15 protein-coding genes are annotated in these 16,675 nt (G+C 72.2%); 3 read left to right on the top strand and 12 right to left on the bottom strand.

The window, feature by feature from the left end; translation table 11 throughout:
• Positions 1-123: 123 nt before the first annotated feature.
• The 3 genes from ACFZAT_RS29990 to rimP form a co-directional block, all read right to left on the bottom strand.
• Positions 124-402 (bottom strand): YlxR family protein, encoded by a 279-nt coding sequence (locus tag ACFZAT_RS29990; RefSeq protein ID WP_073963653.1) that lies wholly within the window; start codon positions 400-402, stop codon positions 124-126.
• 118 nt (positions 403-520) lie between these two features.
• Positions 521-1,561, bottom strand: coding sequence for a transcription termination factor NusA (nusA, locus tag ACFZAT_RS29985; protein ID WP_018102330.1), 1,041 nt, complete (start codon positions 1,559-1,561; stop codon positions 521-523).
• A 2-nt stretch (positions 1,562-1,563) separates the two neighbouring features.
• Positions 1,564-2,061, bottom strand: a complete 498-nt coding sequence (gene rimP, locus ACFZAT_RS29980) for a ribosome maturation factor RimP (protein ID WP_391268642.1) — start codon at positions 2,059-2,061, stop codon at positions 1,564-1,566.
• 175 nt (positions 2,062-2,236) lie between these two features.
• On the opposite strand from rimP, the gene ACFZAT_RS29975 reads away from it, so the two are divergent.
• The 3 genes from ACFZAT_RS29975 to ACFZAT_RS29965 are packed head-to-tail and all read left to right on the top strand — an operon-like array spanning position 2,237 to position 4,220.
• Positions 2,237-2,773 carry a hypothetical protein gene (locus ACFZAT_RS29975; protein ID WP_391268641.1) on the top strand — a complete coding sequence of 179 codons (537 nt, stop codon included), beginning with the start codon at positions 2,237-2,239 and terminating at the stop codon, positions 2,771-2,773.
• The gene (locus ACFZAT_RS29970) at positions 2,770-3,252 is read left to right on the top strand and encodes a DUF4439 domain-containing protein (RefSeq protein WP_391268640.1); all 483 of its coding nucleotides are present in this window, start codon (positions 2,770-2,772) and stop codon (positions 3,250-3,252) included. Before ACFZAT_RS29975 ends, ACFZAT_RS29970 begins: the two co-directional genes overlap by 4 nt.
• A 44-nt stretch (positions 3,253-3,296) precedes the next feature.
• Positions 3,297-4,220: an aminoglycoside phosphotransferase family protein gene (locus tag ACFZAT_RS29965; RefSeq protein ID WP_391268639.1), complete on the top strand. Its 924-nt coding sequence runs from the start codon at positions 3,297-3,299 to the stop codon at positions 4,218-4,220.
• A gap of 58 nt (positions 4,221-4,278) precedes the next feature.
• Here ACFZAT_RS29965 and ACFZAT_RS29960 read toward each other — a convergent pair whose 3' ends face one another.
• The 9 genes from ACFZAT_RS29960 to ACFZAT_RS29920 all read right to left on the bottom strand — a co-directional run bounded on the left by ACFZAT_RS29960 (position 4,279) and on the right by ACFZAT_RS29920 (position 16,568).
• Positions 4,279-5,979 carry a proline--tRNA ligase gene (locus ACFZAT_RS29960; RefSeq protein ID WP_391268638.1) on the bottom strand — a complete coding sequence of 567 codons (1,701 nt, stop codon included), beginning with the start codon at positions 5,977-5,979 and terminating at the stop codon, positions 4,279-4,281.
• Positions 5,980-6,052: 73 nt separating this feature from the next.
• Positions 6,053-6,619 (bottom strand): GNAT family N-acetyltransferase, encoded by a 567-nt coding sequence (locus tag ACFZAT_RS29955; protein ID WP_391268637.1) that lies wholly within the window; start codon positions 6,617-6,619, stop codon positions 6,053-6,055.
• 41 nt (positions 6,620-6,660) lie between these two features.
• Entirely contained in the window at positions 6,661-7,506 is an 846-nt protein-coding gene (locus ACFZAT_RS29950; RefSeq protein WP_391268636.1) for a GNAT family N-acetyltransferase, read from the bottom strand.
• A 164-nt stretch (positions 7,507-7,670) separates the two neighbouring features.
• On the bottom strand, positions 7,671-8,825 hold the full coding sequence (gene ispG, locus ACFZAT_RS29945) for a flavodoxin-dependent (E)-4-hydroxy-3-methylbut-2-enyl-diphosphate synthase (protein WP_026171415.1): 1,155 nt from the start codon (positions 8,823-8,825) through the stop codon (positions 7,671-7,673).
• Between the two features lie 186 nt (positions 8,826-9,011).
• Complete coding sequence (locus ACFZAT_RS29940; protein WP_391268635.1) at positions 9,012-10,322, bottom strand: site-2 protease family protein; 1,311 nt, start codon at positions 10,320-10,322, stop codon at positions 9,012-9,014.
• Positions 10,319-11,581, bottom strand: coding sequence for a 1-deoxy-D-xylulose-5-phosphate reductoisomerase (gene dxr, locus ACFZAT_RS29935; protein ID WP_391268634.1), 1,263 nt, complete (start codon positions 11,579-11,581; stop codon positions 10,319-10,321). Before dxr ends, ACFZAT_RS29940 begins: the two co-directional genes overlap by 4 nt.
• Positions 11,582-11,657: 76 nt before the next feature.
• Entirely contained in the window at positions 11,658-12,893 is a 1,236-nt protein-coding gene (gene aroA, locus ACFZAT_RS29930; protein ID WP_391268633.1) for a 3-phosphoshikimate 1-carboxyvinyltransferase, read from the bottom strand.
• A 79-nt stretch (positions 12,894-12,972) separates the two neighbouring features.
• Positions 12,973-14,919, bottom strand: a complete 1,947-nt coding sequence (locus tag ACFZAT_RS29925) for an acyl-CoA dehydrogenase family protein (protein ID WP_391268632.1) — start codon at positions 14,917-14,919, stop codon at positions 12,973-12,975.
• A 203-nt stretch (positions 14,920-15,122) separates the two neighbouring features.
• Positions 15,123-16,568 carry an aldehyde dehydrogenase family protein gene (locus tag ACFZAT_RS29920; RefSeq protein ID WP_391268631.1) on the bottom strand — a complete coding sequence of 482 codons (1,446 nt, stop codon included), beginning with the start codon at positions 16,566-16,568 and terminating at the stop codon, positions 15,123-15,125.
• Between the last annotated feature and the right edge of the window lie 107 nt (positions 16,569-16,675).

Below are 16,675 nucleotides of genomic sequence, written 5' to 3'. Positions count from 1 at the left end.
CCGCCGGACCGTCGCTACTTCATGGGCGTACTCATCGCGTACTCATCGAGTGCTCATCGCAATCTCGACCTACTTCCAACTCGCGAGGTACCTGACCGCACGGGGACCCGTGCCGTTCATTTCTTACGGTGTCACCCGCTCGACGAACCGCTGTACCGCGGTCGGGTCGAACGGCCCCTTGGCCTTGAAGGCCCGGGGGAATGCCCGGCGGCGAACCGCCAGGTCCAGACAGTCGGGGACGGGATGCACGTACGCACCCCGGCCGGGCAGCGTACCGCGAGGATCGGGGACGCAGTGGTCCCCGTCCGCGACGATGCGCAGCAACTCGTTCTTGGCCGCCCGCTCCCGGCATCCCACACAGGTTCGCTCAGGGCAAGCGCGGGCGTGCGTCCGGCCAGACACGGTTAAGTCTACCTCCCCGCACCGACCTCACCCCTTTGGGGCAAAAATCGAACGTACGTTGTCGTGATCTCAGCGACCGGCCGACGTGATCTATTCCCTGGACGCCGCCCGGGGCGCGTCAGCGCCGGTCCGAGCGCTCCCGGGCCCGCTCCGCGCGCTCGCGGTCGGCGACGTCGCGCTCGGCGTCGGTCTCGGTGTCCGGGCGGATGTCGATGCGCCAGCCGGTGAGCCGGGCGGCCAGGCGGGCGTTCTGCCCCTCCTTGCCGATCGCCAGGGAGAGCTGGTAGTCCGGCACGGTCACCCGGGCGGAACGGGCCCCGAGGTCAACGACCTCCACCTCGCTCACCCGTGCGGGCGACAGCGCGTTGGCGACCATCTCGGCCGGGTCGTCCGACCAGTCCACGATGTCGATCTTCTCGCCGTGCAGCTCGGCCATCACATTGCGCACCCGTCCGCCCATCGGGCCGATGCAGGCGCCCTTGGCGTTGAGGCCGGAGCGGGTCGAGCGGACCGCGATCTTGGTGCGGTGGCCGGCCTCGCGGGCGATCGCGCAGATCTCGACGGAACCGTCGGCGATCTCCGGGACCTCCAGCGCGAAGAGCTTCTTCACCAGGTTGGGGTGGGTCCGCGACAGCGTGACGGAGGGACCGCGCACGCCCTTGGCGACGCGCACGACGTACGTGCGCAGCCGCAGGCCGTGGGTGTACTCCTCGCCGGGCACCTGCTCCTGCACCGGCAGGATGGCCTCCAGCTTGCCGATGTCGACCAGGACGTTCTTCGGGTCCTTGCCCTGCTGCACGACGCCGGTGACGACATCGCCCTCGTGGCCCGCGTACTCGCCGAACGTGCGGTCGTCCTCGGCGTCGCGCAGACGCTGGAGGATGACCTGCTTGGCGGTGGTCGCGGCGATCCGTCCGAAGCCCGACGGGGTGTCGTCGAACTCCTTGGGCTCCTGCCCCTCCTCCAGATCGGCCGGGTCCTCCTTGGCCCACACCGTCACATGGCCGCGCTCGTCCAGCTCCACGCGCGCCCTGCGGTGGCTGCCGTCGGTGCGGTGATACGCGATGAGGAGGGCCGACTCGATCGCCTCGACCAGGACGTCGAACGGGATCTCCTTGTCCTGCGCCAAGCCCTTCAGCAGCTTCACGTCGATGTCCACGGCTACGCCTCCTCTTCCTTCTTGTCCTTGCGGTTGAATTCCAGCTCCACGCGGGCCTTGGCGATCTCGTCGAAGACGATCCGGCGGGCGGTGGGCTTGCGGCCCTTGACGCCCGGCACCTCCAGGTCGAGACCGTCCTCGTCCACCGCGAGGATGCGGGCCACCAGCTCGCCGCCCTCGCGCAGGGTCAGCCTGGCGAGGCGCCCGGTGTTGCGTACGTAATGGCGGTGCTCCGAGAGCGGGCGGTCGGCGCCGGGCGAACTGACCTCCAGGACGTATTCGTCCTCGCCCATCACATCGGTCTCGTCCAGCTTCGCGGAGATCGCGCGGCTCAGCTCCGCGCAGGTGTCGAGCTCGACACCCTCATCCGAATCCACGACGATCCGCAGCACCCTGCGGCGGCCTGCCCGGGAGACTTCGATCTCTTCCAGCTCCAGCTGCTCGGCGCTGACGAGCGGTTCGACCAGCCCGCGCAGCCTCTCGCTCTGGGTGGTGCTCATCCGGGTGACTCCTCGGCCGCGTGTGCTGTTGTGGGGATCTCGCGTGTCTGGTCAAAGGGTATCCGGTCGCAAGGGGTGTTGCTGTCAGCCGGTCCCCCGAGCGCGGGTACGCTCACAGGCGGTGATCACTTCCGGACAGATCCAGTCAAGACAGGTCCAGCCCGAAGGAGAGCAAGTGCGGCGTACGGGGACGACGCGCAGGGGCGCGCTCGCGGCGACCGGCGCGCTGGCCGCCGGGGCGGTGCTGTCCGGCTGCGGAAGCGACGAGGACACGGGCGGGTCCACCAAGGGCTCCGCGCACGGCGGCGCGCGGACCGCCGCCGGCAAGGCGTCCTCGGCGCGCGCGGAGAAGACGCTGCGCGCCGGCGCCACCCGCACCACGGCGACCCTGCTCGCCGGTTACGAGCACGTGCTCCGGGCCCACCCGGCGACCGCGACGGCCCTCACCCCCCTGCGCGACGCGGTCCGGGCCCACCTCACGGCGCTCGCCCCGGAGAAGACGCCCGCGCCCGGCACGGCCCGCTCGCGCGCCGCCACCCCCGCCGCCGCGGTCAAGGAGCTGGCCGCTGCCGAGCGCAGCGCGGCGGACGCCTACACCGCGCTGCTCCTGGAGGCGCCCGGGGAGCTGGCCCGGCTGCTGGCCTCGGTCGCCGCCGCCTGTGCGGCCCACGCCTACCTGCTGACCGAACTGGCCAAGGAGACCCCGGCATGAGCGACGGCAAGAGCGACGGCCCGCTGGAAGCGGCCCAGGCGGCGCTGGCCGCTGAGCACGCCGCCGTCTACGGCTACGGGGTCGCGGGCGGCCGGGTCGGGTCCGAGCGCCGGGCCGAGGCCACCGCCGCGTACCACGCCCACCGCGCCCGCCGCGACGCCCTGGTGCGCACGGTCCGGGACCTGGGCGGTGAGCCGGTGGCCTCGGACGCCGCGTACGCTCTGCCGTTCGCGGTGCCGGACGCCGCGGCGGCGGTCCGGCTCGCCGCAGTCCTGGAGGACCGCGTCGGGTACGTGTACTCCGACCTGGTCCGGGCCGCCGACGGCTCGCTGCGGCGCAGCGCGGCGGACGCGTTGCGGGAGGCCGCGGTGCGCGCGGCGCGCTGGCGGGGCAGCGGCGTACCCTTTCCCGGGCTCGCCGAGCGGGCCGGCGCCGAGGCCGGGACAAAGACGCGGGCCGGGGCCGCCACCGCGCACTGAAATAGGGCGCACACGAAAAGGCTCTGAAAGGGAACACGGCACGTATGGGTTTTGAACCGCCGCAGCGTCTGGTGCGAGCGCTCGGTGAGTCGTACGGGGATACGGCCGCCGGGGACTGGCTCGCGGGGCTCCCCGCACGGACCGAGCAGGCGCTGGCCGCGACCGGCCGCGCCCCGGTCGTGGAGCGGGTGGCGGCCCCCGGCGGGCGCAGCAGTCTGGTTCTGCTGGTCCGGGGGGCCGATGGCACCCCGGCCGCCCTGAAGCTGGCCCCGTCCGGTGCCGCGCCGGAGCTGGAACGGGCGGCGCTGGCGCACTGGAACGGCTGGGGCGCGGTGCGGCTGCTCGATCCCCAGGACGGCGGGCGGCCCGTGGAGGGCGCGCTGCTCCTGGAGCGGCTGCACCCCGAGATGTCGCTGCGGTCGCTGCCGGAGGCGAAGGCGCTCCTGGAGGCGGCCGGGACGGTGCGGCGGCTGTGGGTCGACCCGCCGGCCGGGCACGGTTTCGAGACGGTCACCGAGCGGACCGGGCGGCGGGTGGACGCCATGCGCGCCGCCGCCGCGTCCGACCCCGCACTCGAACCCCTGGTCACCGCCGCGCTGGCGGTCCGGGACGAGTTGGTCGCCGGCTCCCCCGAGACGCTGCTGCTGCACGGCAACTTCCGGCAGAGCAAGGTGCTCGCGGGTGAGCGGGCGCCCTGGCTGACGGTCGGGCCCGAGCCGCTGGTCGGTGAGCGGGCGTACGACCTGGCGCGGCTGGTCCGGGACCGGGTGGAGGACCTGATCGCGTCGCCCGCCGGGGCGACGACGGCCCGGCGCAGGGTCAAGAAACTCGCGGACTCGCTGGACGTGGATCAGGAGCGGCTGCACGGCTGGACGCTGTTCCGGGCCGTGGAGTCGGGCACCCGGGCACTGGCGGCCGGGCGCCGCCAGGAGGGCGAAGTGACCCTGGAGTTCGCGGGCTGGCTGTAGGTACGCGCGAGGGCCCCGCACGGAGCGTTCCGTGCGGGGCCCTCGCGCGTGGAGAGCGTCAGCCCTGCTCGGAGAGGCGGGCGATGGCCTCCTCGACCGTCAGCTCCTCGCGCTCGCCGGTGCGGCGGTCCTTCAGCTCCAGGACGCCCTCGGCCGAGCGGCGGCCGGCGACCAGGATCTTCGGGACGCCGATCAGCTCGGAGTCGGTGAACTTGACGCCGGGCGAGACGCCGGCGCGGTCGTCCACCAGGACGCGCAGCCCGGCGGCGGCCAGCTTGTCGGAGACCTCCAGGGCCAGTTCGGTCTGGAGGGCCTTGCCCGCGGCGACGACGTGGACATCGGCCGGGGCGACCTCGCGGGGCCAGCACAGGCCCCGGTCGTCGGCGGTCTGCTCGGCGATGGCGGCCACGGCGCGGGAGACGCCGATGCCGTACGAGCCCATCGTGACGCGGACGGGCTTGCCCTGCTGGCCGAGCACGTCGAGCGCGAAGATGTCGGTGTACTTGCGGCCGAGCTGGAAGATGTGGCCGATCTCGATGGCGCGGTCGACCTGGAGGCCGGTGCCGCACTTGGGGCAGGGGTCGCCCGCCTCGACCACGACGACGTCGAGGTAGTCGTGCACCTCGAAGTCGCGGCCCGCGAGGACGTTCTTCGCGTGCTTGCCGTCCTTGTTGGCGCCGGTGATCCAGGCGGTGCCGGGGGCGACGCGGGGATCGGCGATGTAGCGGACCTTCTCCAGGCCCTGGGGGCCGACGTAGCCGCGTACGAGGTCGGGGCGGCCGACGAAGTCCTCGGCGGTGACCAGCTCGACCACGGCCGGGGCCAGGTGCTCGCCCAGCTTGCCGAGGTCCACCTCGCGGTCGCCGGGCACGCCCACGGCGACGATCTCGCCGTCGACCTTGACCAGCACGTTCTTCAGCGTGGCGGAGGCCTCCACGCCGAGGTGGGCGGCCAGGGTCTCGATGGTCGGGGTGTCGGGGGTGTCCAGCTCCTCGACGGGGCCGACTCCCGAGGCGTCGCCGGGGGTGGCGTTGAACGTCACGGCCTCGGTGTTGGCCGCGTAGTCGCAGTTGGGGCAGTCGACGAAGGTGTCCTCGCCGGCGGGCGCCGGGGCCAGGAACTCCTCGGACGCGGAGCCGCCCATGGCGCCGGAGACGGCGGAGACGATGCGGTGGTCCAGGCCGAGCCGCTCGAAGACGCGGATGTACGCGGCGCGGTGCAGCTGGTACGCCTCGGCCAGGCCCTCGTCGGTGGTGTCGAAGGAGTACGAGTCCTTCATGTGGAACTCGCGGCCGCGCAGCACACCGGCGCGGGGGCGGGCCTCGTCGCGGTACTTCGTCTGGATCTGGTACAGGATGATCGGCAGGTCCTTGTAGGACGAGCACATGTCCTTGACGATCTGGGTGAAGATCTCCTCGTGGGTGGGGCCGAGGAGGTAGTCGGAGCCCTTGCGGTCCTGAAGCCGGAAGAGCAGGTCGCCGTACTCGTCGTAGCGGCCGCTCGCCTCGTAGGGCTCCTTGGGCAGCAGCGCGGGGAGCAGGACCTCCTGGCCGCCGATGGCGTCCATCTCCTCGCGGACCACGCGGGTGATGTTCTCCAGGACCTTCTTGCCGAGCGGCAGCCAGGACCAGATTCCGGCAGCGGTGCGTCGTACGTAGCCGGCTCGGACGAGGAGCTTGTGGTTGAGCGTCTCGGCGTCCGCCGGGTCGTCGCGCAGTGTCTTGATCATCAATCGGGACATGCGCTGGACCTGGGCCATGGTGAACTCCTGCTCGGAAGGGTGATGGGCCCGAGGTTAGCGGGGCGGCCCGTGCGGGCGGAAATCCATTCCGTCACGTACGGCGCAGTGGCAGGGGTGCTCCCATCACCGCGTACGGCTTGGGGGCGCTGGGGAAGAGCACCTGGCGGGCCAGATCCTGGTAGCCGAGGGAGCGGTAGAGGCCGCGGGCCGGGCTCTCGGTGTCGATCGCGGAGAGGATCGAGCGGGGCTGGGCGACGGCGTCGGTGATGGTGGTGATCAGGGTGCGGCCGATGCCCCGGTTCTGGAAGTCCGGGTGGACGTGGAGCTCGGTGATCACGAAGGCGTCGTTCAGCCAGTGGGCGCTGCCGGTGGCGCGGAGGTAGGGCTCGACGACGGTGGACCACCAGTGGCCGCGGTCGTTGGGCATGCCGTAGACGAAGCCGACGAGCCGGCCCTCGGGTGTCAGGGCGCCGAGGGCGCGGGCGTGCGGGTGGTCGAGGTGCCGGAGCACGATGTGCCGGCGGACCTCGACCTCTCCGGCGCTCAGGCCGAAGGCGACGGCCTGAACGGCCAGTGCCTCGTCGACGCGGGCCGCGAGGTCGATCGGCCCGACCCGGACGCCGGTGGTGCGGGGGCCGCCCCCGGAATCTGCTGCCATGGGCCGACCCTACTGTCCGGGAGGCCCCTGACGGGGGCCGGTCAGAAGAGCACGCTCATGAAGGCGCCGGTCTCCCGGAAGCCGATGCGGCGGTACGCCTTGCGCGCGGGGGTGTTGTAGTCGTTCACGTACAGGCTGACGATCGGGGCGACGTCGGCCAGCGCGTACCGCAGGACGGCGGCCATGCCGGTCTCGGAGAGGCCGCGGCCGCGGTATTCGGGGGCGACCCAGACGCCCTGGATCTGGCACGCCTGCGGGGTGGTGGCGCCGATCTCCGCCTTGAAGACGACCTTGCCGTCGTCGATCCGGGCGAAGGAGCGGCCGGCGCCGATGAGTTCGGCGACGCGGGCCTGGTAGAGGAGTCCGCCGTCGCCGGCGAGCGGGGAGACGCCGACCTCCTCGGTGAACATGTCGATGCAGGCGGGCATCAGGATGTCCATCTCGTCCTTGCGGACGCGGCGGACCAGCGGGTCGGGTTCCACGTCGGCGGACGGGCTCTCGGTGACCATGAGGGGCTGGTTGGCCCGGACCTCGCGGGCGGGGCCCCAGCCCGGTTCGAGGAGGCGCCACAGCTCGGCGGTGGGCTCGGCGGGGCCGACGATCGAGGAGCAGCGGCGGCCGGCCCGGCGGGCGCGGTCGGCGAAGGCGCGGACGGCTTCGGGGCCGGCGCAGATGGGGACGAGGTTGGCGCCCGAGTAGCACAGGGAGCGGAGCCGGCCGTCGGCGTACCAGCCCCACATCTCGCCGCCGAGGCGCCAGGGGTCGAGTCCGGCGATCTGGACGCGGGACGTCACGAAGGCGTTAACCACGGGCTCGCTCTCCAGGACGGCGAGAGCGGCGCCGAGGTCGCTGGGTTCGAGGACCCGGGTAGTGGTGTGCGTCAACACGAGGGGGCCTCACCATGCGGTCTGCTGATTTCCGCACTGTAACCGAAGAGCCTGAGTGACGCCGCCCGTGCCCGGGAACAGCTGTGCGCACCCGCTGCGGGACGGCACGTGGCAGCGCCCCGCCGAGGGGTTCCTCGCGGGGCGCTGGCGGGGGCCGGGGCGGGTCAGCTGATGGAGACCTCGGGCTCGCCGGAGGCGACGCCGTCCTTCTCCATCTGCTCGGCGATCTTCATGGCTTCCTCGATGAGGGTCTCCACGATCTTCGACTCGGGCACGGTCTTGATGACCTCGCCCTTGACGAAGATCTGGCCCTTGCCGTTGCCGGAGGCGACGCCGAGGTCGGCCTCGCGGGCCTCGCCGGGGCCGTTGACGACGCAGCCCATGACGGCGACGCGCAGCGGGACCTCCATGCCCTCCAGGCCGGCGCTGACCTGGTCGGCGAGCTTGTAGACGTCGACCTGGGCGCGGCCGCAGGACGGGCAGGAGACGATCTCCAGACGGCGCTGGCGCAGGTTCAGCGACTCCAGGATCTGGATACCGACCTTGACCTCTTCGGCGGGCGGGGCGGAGAGCGAGACGCGGATGGTGTCGCCGATGCCCTCGCTGAGCAGGGCGCCGAAGGCGACGGCCGACTTGATGGTGCCCTGGAAGGCGGGACCGGCCTCGGTGACGCCGAGGTGCAGCGGGTAGTCGCACTGGGCGGCGAGCTGGCGGTAGGCGTTGACCATCACGACCGGGTCGTTGTGCTTGACCGAGATCTTGATGTCGCGGAAGTCGTGCTCCTCGAAGAGGGACGCCTCCCAGAGCGCGGACTCGACCAGTGCCTCGGGGGTGGCCTTGCCGTACTTCTTCAGCAGCCGGGCGTCCAGCGAGCCGGCGTTGACGCCGATCCGGATCGGCGTGCCCGCGTCCTTCGCGGCGCGCGCGATCTCCTTGACCTTGTCGTCGAACTGCTTGATGTTCCCCGGGTTCACACGGACCGCCGCGCAGCCGGCGTCGATCGCGGCGAAGACGTACTTCGGCTGGAAGTGGATGTCCGCGATCACCGGGATCTGCGACTTGGACGCGATGATCTTCAGGGCGTCCGCGTCGTCCTGCGTCGGGCAGGCCACACGGACGATCTGGCAGCCGGAGGCGGTGAGTTCGGCGATCTGCTGAAGCGTCGCGCCGATGTCGGACGTACGGGTCGTCGTCATCGACTGCACCGAGACGGGCGCGTCCCCGCCGACCGCAACCGATCCGACCTGGATCTTCCGGCTGACCCGCCGTTCGGCGAGCTTGGTCGGAACGGCGGGCATTCCGAGAGAAATCGCAGTCATGCGCTGAGCATCCCCAAGGTGTGGATCGACGTCCCGGTATCGGCGGGCTCCGGCCTTCGAGGTTACGTCACCGGGGGCGGCCGGGAGCACACCGCGTCCGGCCCCGTACGGAATGTCGGCCCGTCGGACGCACCCCGCACACCGCCGGTCACTCGCGGTGCACCGGGCGCGTCCGGTGCGCCCCGGTCAGGTGATCTTGACCGGGTTGACCACGTCGGCGACGAGGACGAGCAGGGTGAAGCAGATGAAGACCCCGGCGACCACGTAGGCGACGGGCATCAGCTTGGCGACGTCGAACGGGCCGGGGTCGGGGCGCTTGAAGATCCGGGCCGTGTTCCGGCGCAGCGCCTCCCACAGGGCCCCCGCGATGTGGCCGCCGTCGAGCGGGAGCAGCGGGAGCATGTTGAAGAGGAACAGCGAGAGGTTGAAGCCGGCCAGCAGGAACAGCATCATCGCGATCTGGCTCTCCGCGGGGACGTCCAGCGTCATCACCTCGCCGCCGATCCGGGCGGCGCCGACGACACCGACCGGGGAGTCCGCCGCGCGCTCGCCGTCACCGAAGGCGGCGTCCCAGAGGGCGGGGATCTTGGAGGGCAGCGAGACGATCGAGTCGACGCCGTTCTCCACCATGTCGCCCATGCGGACGACCGAGTCGCCGAAGGAGAGCGGGAGGATCTTCGTCTGGGCGGCGAAGCCGAGGTATCCGGCGGTGACGAACTCGCCGGGGACGGGCTCGCCGTGCGAGTCCTTCTTGGCGACCGCGTTCGGCAGAAGCACCGCGTGCAGGGTCTTCTCCTGGCCGTCGCGTTCGACGGTGATGTCGGCGGGGCCCGTCGTGTCGCGGATGCGGTCGGAGAGGGCGTCCCAGGAGTCCACGCGGTCGCCGTCGAAGGCGACGATCACGTCGCCCTTCTTCAGCCCGGCGGCCTGGGCCGGGGAGACGGCGTCGGACCCCTTGCAGGTCGTGCGCTCGGTGCTCTGCGGGATGACGCACTTCTGGACGCCGGCGACCTCGGTGGTGTTGGTCTGGAAGCCGAAGGTCATGGCGACGCCGAGGAAGATCGCGACGGCCAGGACCAGGTTCATGAAGGGGCCGGCGAACATCACGATGACGCGCTTCCACGGCTTGCGCGTGTAGAAGAGGCGGTCCTCGTCGCCCGGCTGGAGCTCCTCGAAGGAGGCGGATCTGGCGTCCTCGATCATGCCGCGCCAGGGCGAGGTGGAGCGGGCCTCCAGCTTTCCGTCGGCGCCGGGCGGGAACATCCCGATCATCCGGATGTAGCCGCCGGCCGGGATGGCCTTGATGCCGTACTCGGTGTCGCCCTTCTTCCGGGACCAGATGGTGGGGCCGAAGCCGACCATGTACTGGGGGACGCGGATGCCGAAGAGCTTGGCGGTGGAGAGGTGCCCCAGCTCGTGCCAGGCGATGGAGAAGAGCAGGCCGAACGCGAAGACGGCGATGCCGAGAATCGTCAGCAGGATCGTCGTCATGCTCATGCGCGTGCCTCCGCAATGGCCTTGGCCGAGAGTTCCCGGGCCCGGGTCCGCGCCCAGGTCTCCGCTTCGAGTACGTCCGCGACGGTGAGAGAAGTTCCCGATTCCGGTGTGCCGTGTTCGCCCACCACCGCCGTGACCGTGTCCATGATGCCGTTGAAGGGGAGCTTCCCGGACAGGAACGCGTCGACGCACTCCTCGTTGGCCGCGTTGAACACGGCGGGCGCGGTGCCGCCCAGCGCACCGACGTGCCGGGCGAGGCCGACGGACGGGAAGGCCTCGGTGTCCAGCGGGAAGAACTCCCAGCTGGACGCCTTCGTCCAGTCGAAGGCGGGCGCCGCGTCGGGGACGCGCAGCGGCCAGCCCAGTCCGATGGCGATCGGGCCGCACATGTCGGGCGGGGTGGCCTGGGCGAGCGTGGAGCCGTCGGTGAACTCGACCATGGAGTGCACGTACGACTGCGGGTGGACGACGACCTCGATGCGGTCGAAGGGGATGTCGTAGAGCAGGTGCGCCTCGATGACTTCGAGGCCCTTGTTGACCAGGGTGGCCGAGTTCACGGTGATGACCGGGCCCATCGCCCAGGTCGGGTGCGCGAGGGCCTGCTCGGGGGTGACCTCGGCCAGCTCGCTCCGGGTGCGGCCGCGGAAGGGGCCGCCGGACGCGGTGACGACGAGCCGGCGCACATCGGCGCGGGTGCCGGCGGCGAGCGCCTGGAAGAGCGCGGCGTGCTCCGAGTCGACCGGGATGATCTGCCCCGGGGCGGCCAGCGCCTTGACCAGGGGGCCGCCGACGATCAGGGACTCCTTGTTGGCGAGCGCCAGGGTGCGGCCGGCCTTCAGGGCGGCCAGGGTCGGGGCGAGGCCGATGGAGCCGGTGATCCCGTTGAGCACGGTGTGGCATTCGCTCGCGGCCAGCTCCGTCGCCGCGTCGGGCCCGGCGAGGATCTCGGGAAGCGGCTCGCCCGCCCCGTACTCCTGGCGCAGCGCCTCGCGCAGGGCGGGTACGGCCTCGGGCGAGGCGACTCCGACCGTGCGCACCTTCAGCAGGCGGGCCTGCTCGGCGAGGAGGGCGACCCGGCCGCCGGCCGCGGACAGCGCGGTGACGCGGAAGAGGCCGGGGTTGCGCAGCACCAGGTCGATGGCCTGGGTACCGATGGACCCGGTGGAGCCGAGGATGACGAGATCCCGGCGTCCTTCCACGGCGTCGAAGACGAGGTGCGGGTCGGCGAGAGGGGCAGGGCTGTCGGTCATGGGCCCCATTGTCGCCGCTCCCCCTGTGCGCGGGGACAGGGTGTCCCGGGTTGGCCCGACCGTGTCCCCCTCCCCGCGCTCCCCCTCAGCCGGTGGCGGCGGCGAACGCCTCGTGGAAGCCGGGGAACGTCTTGCGTACGCAGCCCGGGTCGTCGTACGTGATGCCGGGGGTGCGCAGCCCCGCGACGGCGAACGACATGACGATGCGGTGGTCGCCGTGCGTCTCGATCTCGACGGGCTCGGGCGTGCCCGGCCGGATCTCGATCCAGTCGGGGCCCGTGGCGACCGTGATGCCCATGCGGCGCAGGTTGTCCGCGCACGCCTCCAGCCGGTCGCACTCCTTCACCCGGGTGTTGCCGACGTCCTCGATGCGTACGGGGCCCGAGGCGAAGGGGGCGATCGCGGCGAGCGTGGGCATGGTGTCGGAGATGTCGCGCATGTTGACGGTGAGGCCGCTCAGGGTGCCCGTCGAGCGGACCGTGGTGGCGCCGTCCTTCATGGTGACCTCGGCGCCCATGCGGCGCAGGACGTCGGTGAACCGCAGGTCCCCCTGGAGGGCGCCCTCGCCGAGTCCGGGGACGGTGATCTCGCGGCCGGTGAGGGCGGCGGCGGCGAAGAAGTAGCTCGCGGTGGAGGCGTCGGGTTCGACGGCGTAGGTGGTGGCGCGGTAGCCGCCCGGCTCCACGGTGAAGAGGGTGCCGTCGGGGCCGCTGCGGGTGACCCGGGCGCCGAAGGAGCGCATCATCGCGAGGGTGATCTCGATGTAGGGCGCCGAGACGAGGTCGGTGACGGTGATCCGCAGCCCGGTCTCCGTGAGCGGGCCGAGCATCAGCAGGGCGGTGAGGTACTGGCTGGACTGCCCGGCGTCCAGGGTGAGTTCGCCGCCCTTGATGCCGGCGGCCTCGACGCGCAGGGGGTGGTGGCCCTCGGCCTCCTCGTGGCGCAGGTCGACGCCGAGGGTGCGCAGGGCCTCGGTGAGCGGGGCGAGGGGGCGCCGGCGCATCTGCGCGGAGGCGTCGAAGCGGTAGCTGCCGCGGGCGCCGGCCGCCGCGAGGGTGGGCAGGAAGCGGGCGGTGGTGGCCCCGTCACGGCAGTAGACGTCGGCCTCGGCGGCGGCGGGCCCGTCGGGGCGGCCGGTGATGTGCCAGGCGTCCGCCTCCTGCTCGACCTCGTAGCCGAGCGCGGTGAGCCCGGCCGCGAAGCCCTCGGTGTCGTCGGAGCTCAGCGGGCGTACGAGCGTGCTGCGGCCGTTCGCGGCGGCGGCCAGGAAGAGGGCGCGCGCGGTGACGGACTTGGAGCCGGGAACATGGATGACGGTCACGGGCGTCCATCCTGCCGTGCACCGGGACATGCGGCGGGGCGCGTCCAGCGACTGGACGCGCCCCGCGGTGCCCGAGGGCTCAGCGGACCGGGCGGTGGACGTTCTCCTCGGTGGAGGGGCCGGGGGTGGCGTCGGCGATCCAGGGGCCCTCGCCGCTCGGGTCGACCACGCCTTCCTCCAGCCAGCCGTACGTGCCGGACAGGACGCCCTCTACGACGCGCCGGTCGAGGTCGTCGGTGTTGGACCAGAGCCGGGTGAACAACTCCTCGACGCGGATGCGGGCCTGGCGGCAGAAGGCGTCGGCGAGCTGGTACGCCTCGCGGCCGTGCTCGTCCGTGGCGCGCAGGTGCTCGGCGCGGACGCAGGCGGCGCTCATCGCGAAGAGTTCGGCGCCGATGTCCACGATGCGGCCGAGGAAGCCCTGCTTGGTCTCCATCCGGCCCTGCCAGCGGGACATCGCGTAGAACGTGGAGCGGGCCAGCTTGCGCGAGGCGCGTTCGACGTACCGCAGATGCGTGGCCAGGTCCGGATGGCCGGACGGGTTGAACTCGGCGTACGTGGTGGGCAGCTGGCCGGGGCCGGCGACGAGCTTGGGCAGCCACTTCGCGTAGAAGCCTGCCGCGTTGGCGCCGGCCTTCGCCTTGGCGGAGAGCGGCTTGTCGGGGTCGATGATGTCGCCGGCGACCTTGAGGTGGGCGTCGACGGCCTCGCGGGCGATCAGCAGGTGCATGATCTCCGTGGAGCCCTCGAAGATCCGGTTGATCCGCATGTCGCGGAGCATCTGCTCGGCGGGCACGGCGCGTTCGCCCCGGGCGGCGAGGGAGGCGGCGGTCTCGAAGCCGCGTCCGCCGCGGATCTGGACCAGTTCGTCGGCGATCAGGCAGCCCATCTCGGAGCCGTACAGCTTGGCGAGGGCCGCTTCGATGCGGATGTCGTTGCGGTCCTCGTCGGCCATCTGCGAGGCCAGGTCGACCACGGCCTCCAGAGCGAAGGTGGTCGCGGCGATGAAGGCGATCTTGGAGCCGACGGCCTCGTGCCGGGCGACCGGCCTGCCCCACTGCTCGCGGACGGCGGACCACTCCCGGGCGATCTTCAGGCACCACTTGCCGGAGCCGACGCACATCGCGGGCAGCGAGAGCCGGCCGGTGTTGAGCGTGGTGAGCGCGATCTTGAGCCCGGCGCCCTCGGGTCCGATCCGGTTGGCGGCGGGCACGCGCACCTGGTGGAAGCGGGTGACGCCGTTCTCGATGCCGCGCAGGCCCATGAAGGAGTTGCGGTGCTCCACGGTGATGCCGGGGGCGTCCGCCTCGACCACGAAGGCGGTGATGCCGCCCTTGCCCTCCGGTGACTTCGGTACGCGTGCCATGACGACCAGCAGGTCGGCGACGACTCCGTTGGTGGTCCACAGCTTCACCCCGTCGAGGACGTAGTCGTCCCCGTCCCGGACGGCGGTGGTGGCGAGCCGCGCCGGGTCGGAGCCCACGTCCGGCTCGGTGAGGAGGAAGGCGGAGATGTCCGTACGGGCGAGGCGGGGCAGGAAGGTGTCCTTCTGCTCCTGGGTGCCGAAGGTCTTCAGCGGCTGGGGCACGCCGATCGACTGGTGGGCGGAGAGCAGGGCGCCGATCGCGGGGCTCGCGGAGCCGGCCAGGGCGAGGGCCCGGTTGTAGTAGACCTGGGTCAGGCCGAGACCGCCGTACTTGACGTCGATCTTCATGCCGAGCGCGCCGAGTTCCTTGAGGCCGTTCACGACCTCGTCGGGGATCTTCGCCTCGCGTTCGATGAGGGCGCTGTCCACCCGGGTCTCGCAGAACTCGCGGAGCCGGGCGAGGAATTCCTCGCCGCGCCGGACGTCCTCGCCTGCGGGCTGCGGGTGCGGGTGGATCAGGTCCGGGCGGAAGCGGCCGAGGAAGAGTTCCTTGGCGAAGCTCGGTTTGCGCCAGTCCTGTTCCCGGGCGTCCTCGGCGACCTGGCGCGCTTCGCGTTCGGTCACCTTGGGCGTGGGCTGTTGTGCGGATGGAGCGGACATGAGGGCTCACCTCGCCGCGTCGTCGGGTGGGCGGACCCGGCAGGCGCACGGGCGGCGGGGTCGCGTCCGCCCGTGCGTACCTGTCCGGTTCTACTCGTCCGTATGTACCCGATTCCTGCCACCCCGACCAGCCCCGGGGCGCCGATCGGGTCGGCCACCACTCCCCTGCCCGCCGCCGGGTGCGGCATGCGTCCGCGTGGGCGTCAGAGGGCGAGCCCGGTGAGGACGAGGACGCGCTCGTAGGTGTAGTCGTCCATCGCGTAACGGACGCCCTCGCGGCCCACGCCGGACTGCTTGGCGCCGCCGTACGGCATCTGGTCGGCGCGGTACGAGGGGACGTCCCCGATGATCACACCGCCGACCTCCAGCGCGCGGTGGGCGCGGAAGGCGGCCTGGATGTCATGGGTGAACACACCTGCCTGGAGGCCGTACTGCGAGGCGTTGACGGCGGCGAACGCCTCGGCCTCGCCGTTCACCTTCTGCACGGACAGGACAGGACCGAAGACCTCCTCGGTGGCGAGGGTGACGCCGTCGGGCAGCCCGGCGAGGACGGTCGGGGCGTACGTCGACCCGTCGCGCTTGCCGCCCGCGAGGAGCTGGGCGCCCGCCGCGACGGCCTCGTCCACCCAGGACTCGACGCGCCGGGCGGCGGCCTCGTCCACGAGGGGGCCGACGTCGGTGGTGGGGTCGGACGGGTCGCCGGTGACCTGGGCCGCCACGGCGGCGACGATCCTGGGCAGCAGCCCTTCGTACACCGCCGCGTCGGCGATGACTCGCTGGACGGAGATGCAGGACTGGCCGCCCTGGTAGTTGGAGAAGGTCGCGATGCGGGTCGCGGCCCAGTCGAGGTCCTCGTCGGAGGCGTAGTCACCGAGGACGACGGCGGCGCCGTTGCCGCCGAGCTCCAGCGTGCAGTGCTTACGGGGCACCGAGTCCATGATCGCGTAGCCGACGGGGGCGGACCCGGTGAAGGAGATCACGGGCAGCCGCTCGTCCTGGACCAGGGCGGGCATCCGGTCGTTGGGGACCGTGAGGACCGACCAGGAGCCGGCGGGCAGGTCCGTCTCGGCCAGCAGCTCGCCCAGGACCAGCGAGGAGACCGGGGTGGCCGGGGCGGGCTTCAGGATGATCGGGACGCCGACGGCGATGGCCGGGGCGACCTTGTGGGCGCTGAGGTTCAGCGGGAAGTTGAAGGGCGCGATGCCGAGGACGGTGCCGCGCGGGAAGCGCCGGGTGAGGCCGAGGCGGCCGGTGCCGCCGGCGTCGGTGTCCAGGCGCTGGGCCTCGCCGCTGTTGAACCGGCGGGCCTCCTCGGAGGCGAAGCGGAAGACGGACACGGCCCGCCCGACCTCGCCGCGCGCCCACTTGATGGGCTTGCCGTTCTCGGCGGAGATCAGCTGGGCGATCTCCTCGGTGCGCTCGGCCAGCCGGCGGGCCACGTGGTCCAGCGCGGCGGCGCGGACGTGGGCCGGGGTCGCGGCGAACTCCTCGCGCACGGCGTGCGCGGCGGCGACGGCCTCCTCGACCTGGGCCTCCGTCGGGACGGAGACCGTCCCGACGAGGCGCCCGTCCCAGGAGTTGGTGACGTCGAAGCTTTCCTCGCCGGTGGCCTGGCGGCCGGCCAGCCAGAAGGCGTGGGTGGAGGTCATGGAGTTCCGGCCCTTCGATGGCGTGGGGTGTGTCCGCCCCCACGGTAGGGCCGGGGCGGCCGGCCGGTGTTTGTCCCGGATGGAGCGGACAGCTGCCCGGGTGCGCC

It is taken from the genome of Streptomyces sp. NPDC008163, assembly GCF_042956885.1.
GTDB lineage: Bacteria > Actinomycetota > Actinomycetes > Streptomycetales > Streptomycetaceae > Streptomyces > Streptomyces drozdowiczii_A.
This window is presented reverse-complemented; position numbering and strand designations above follow the sequence as displayed.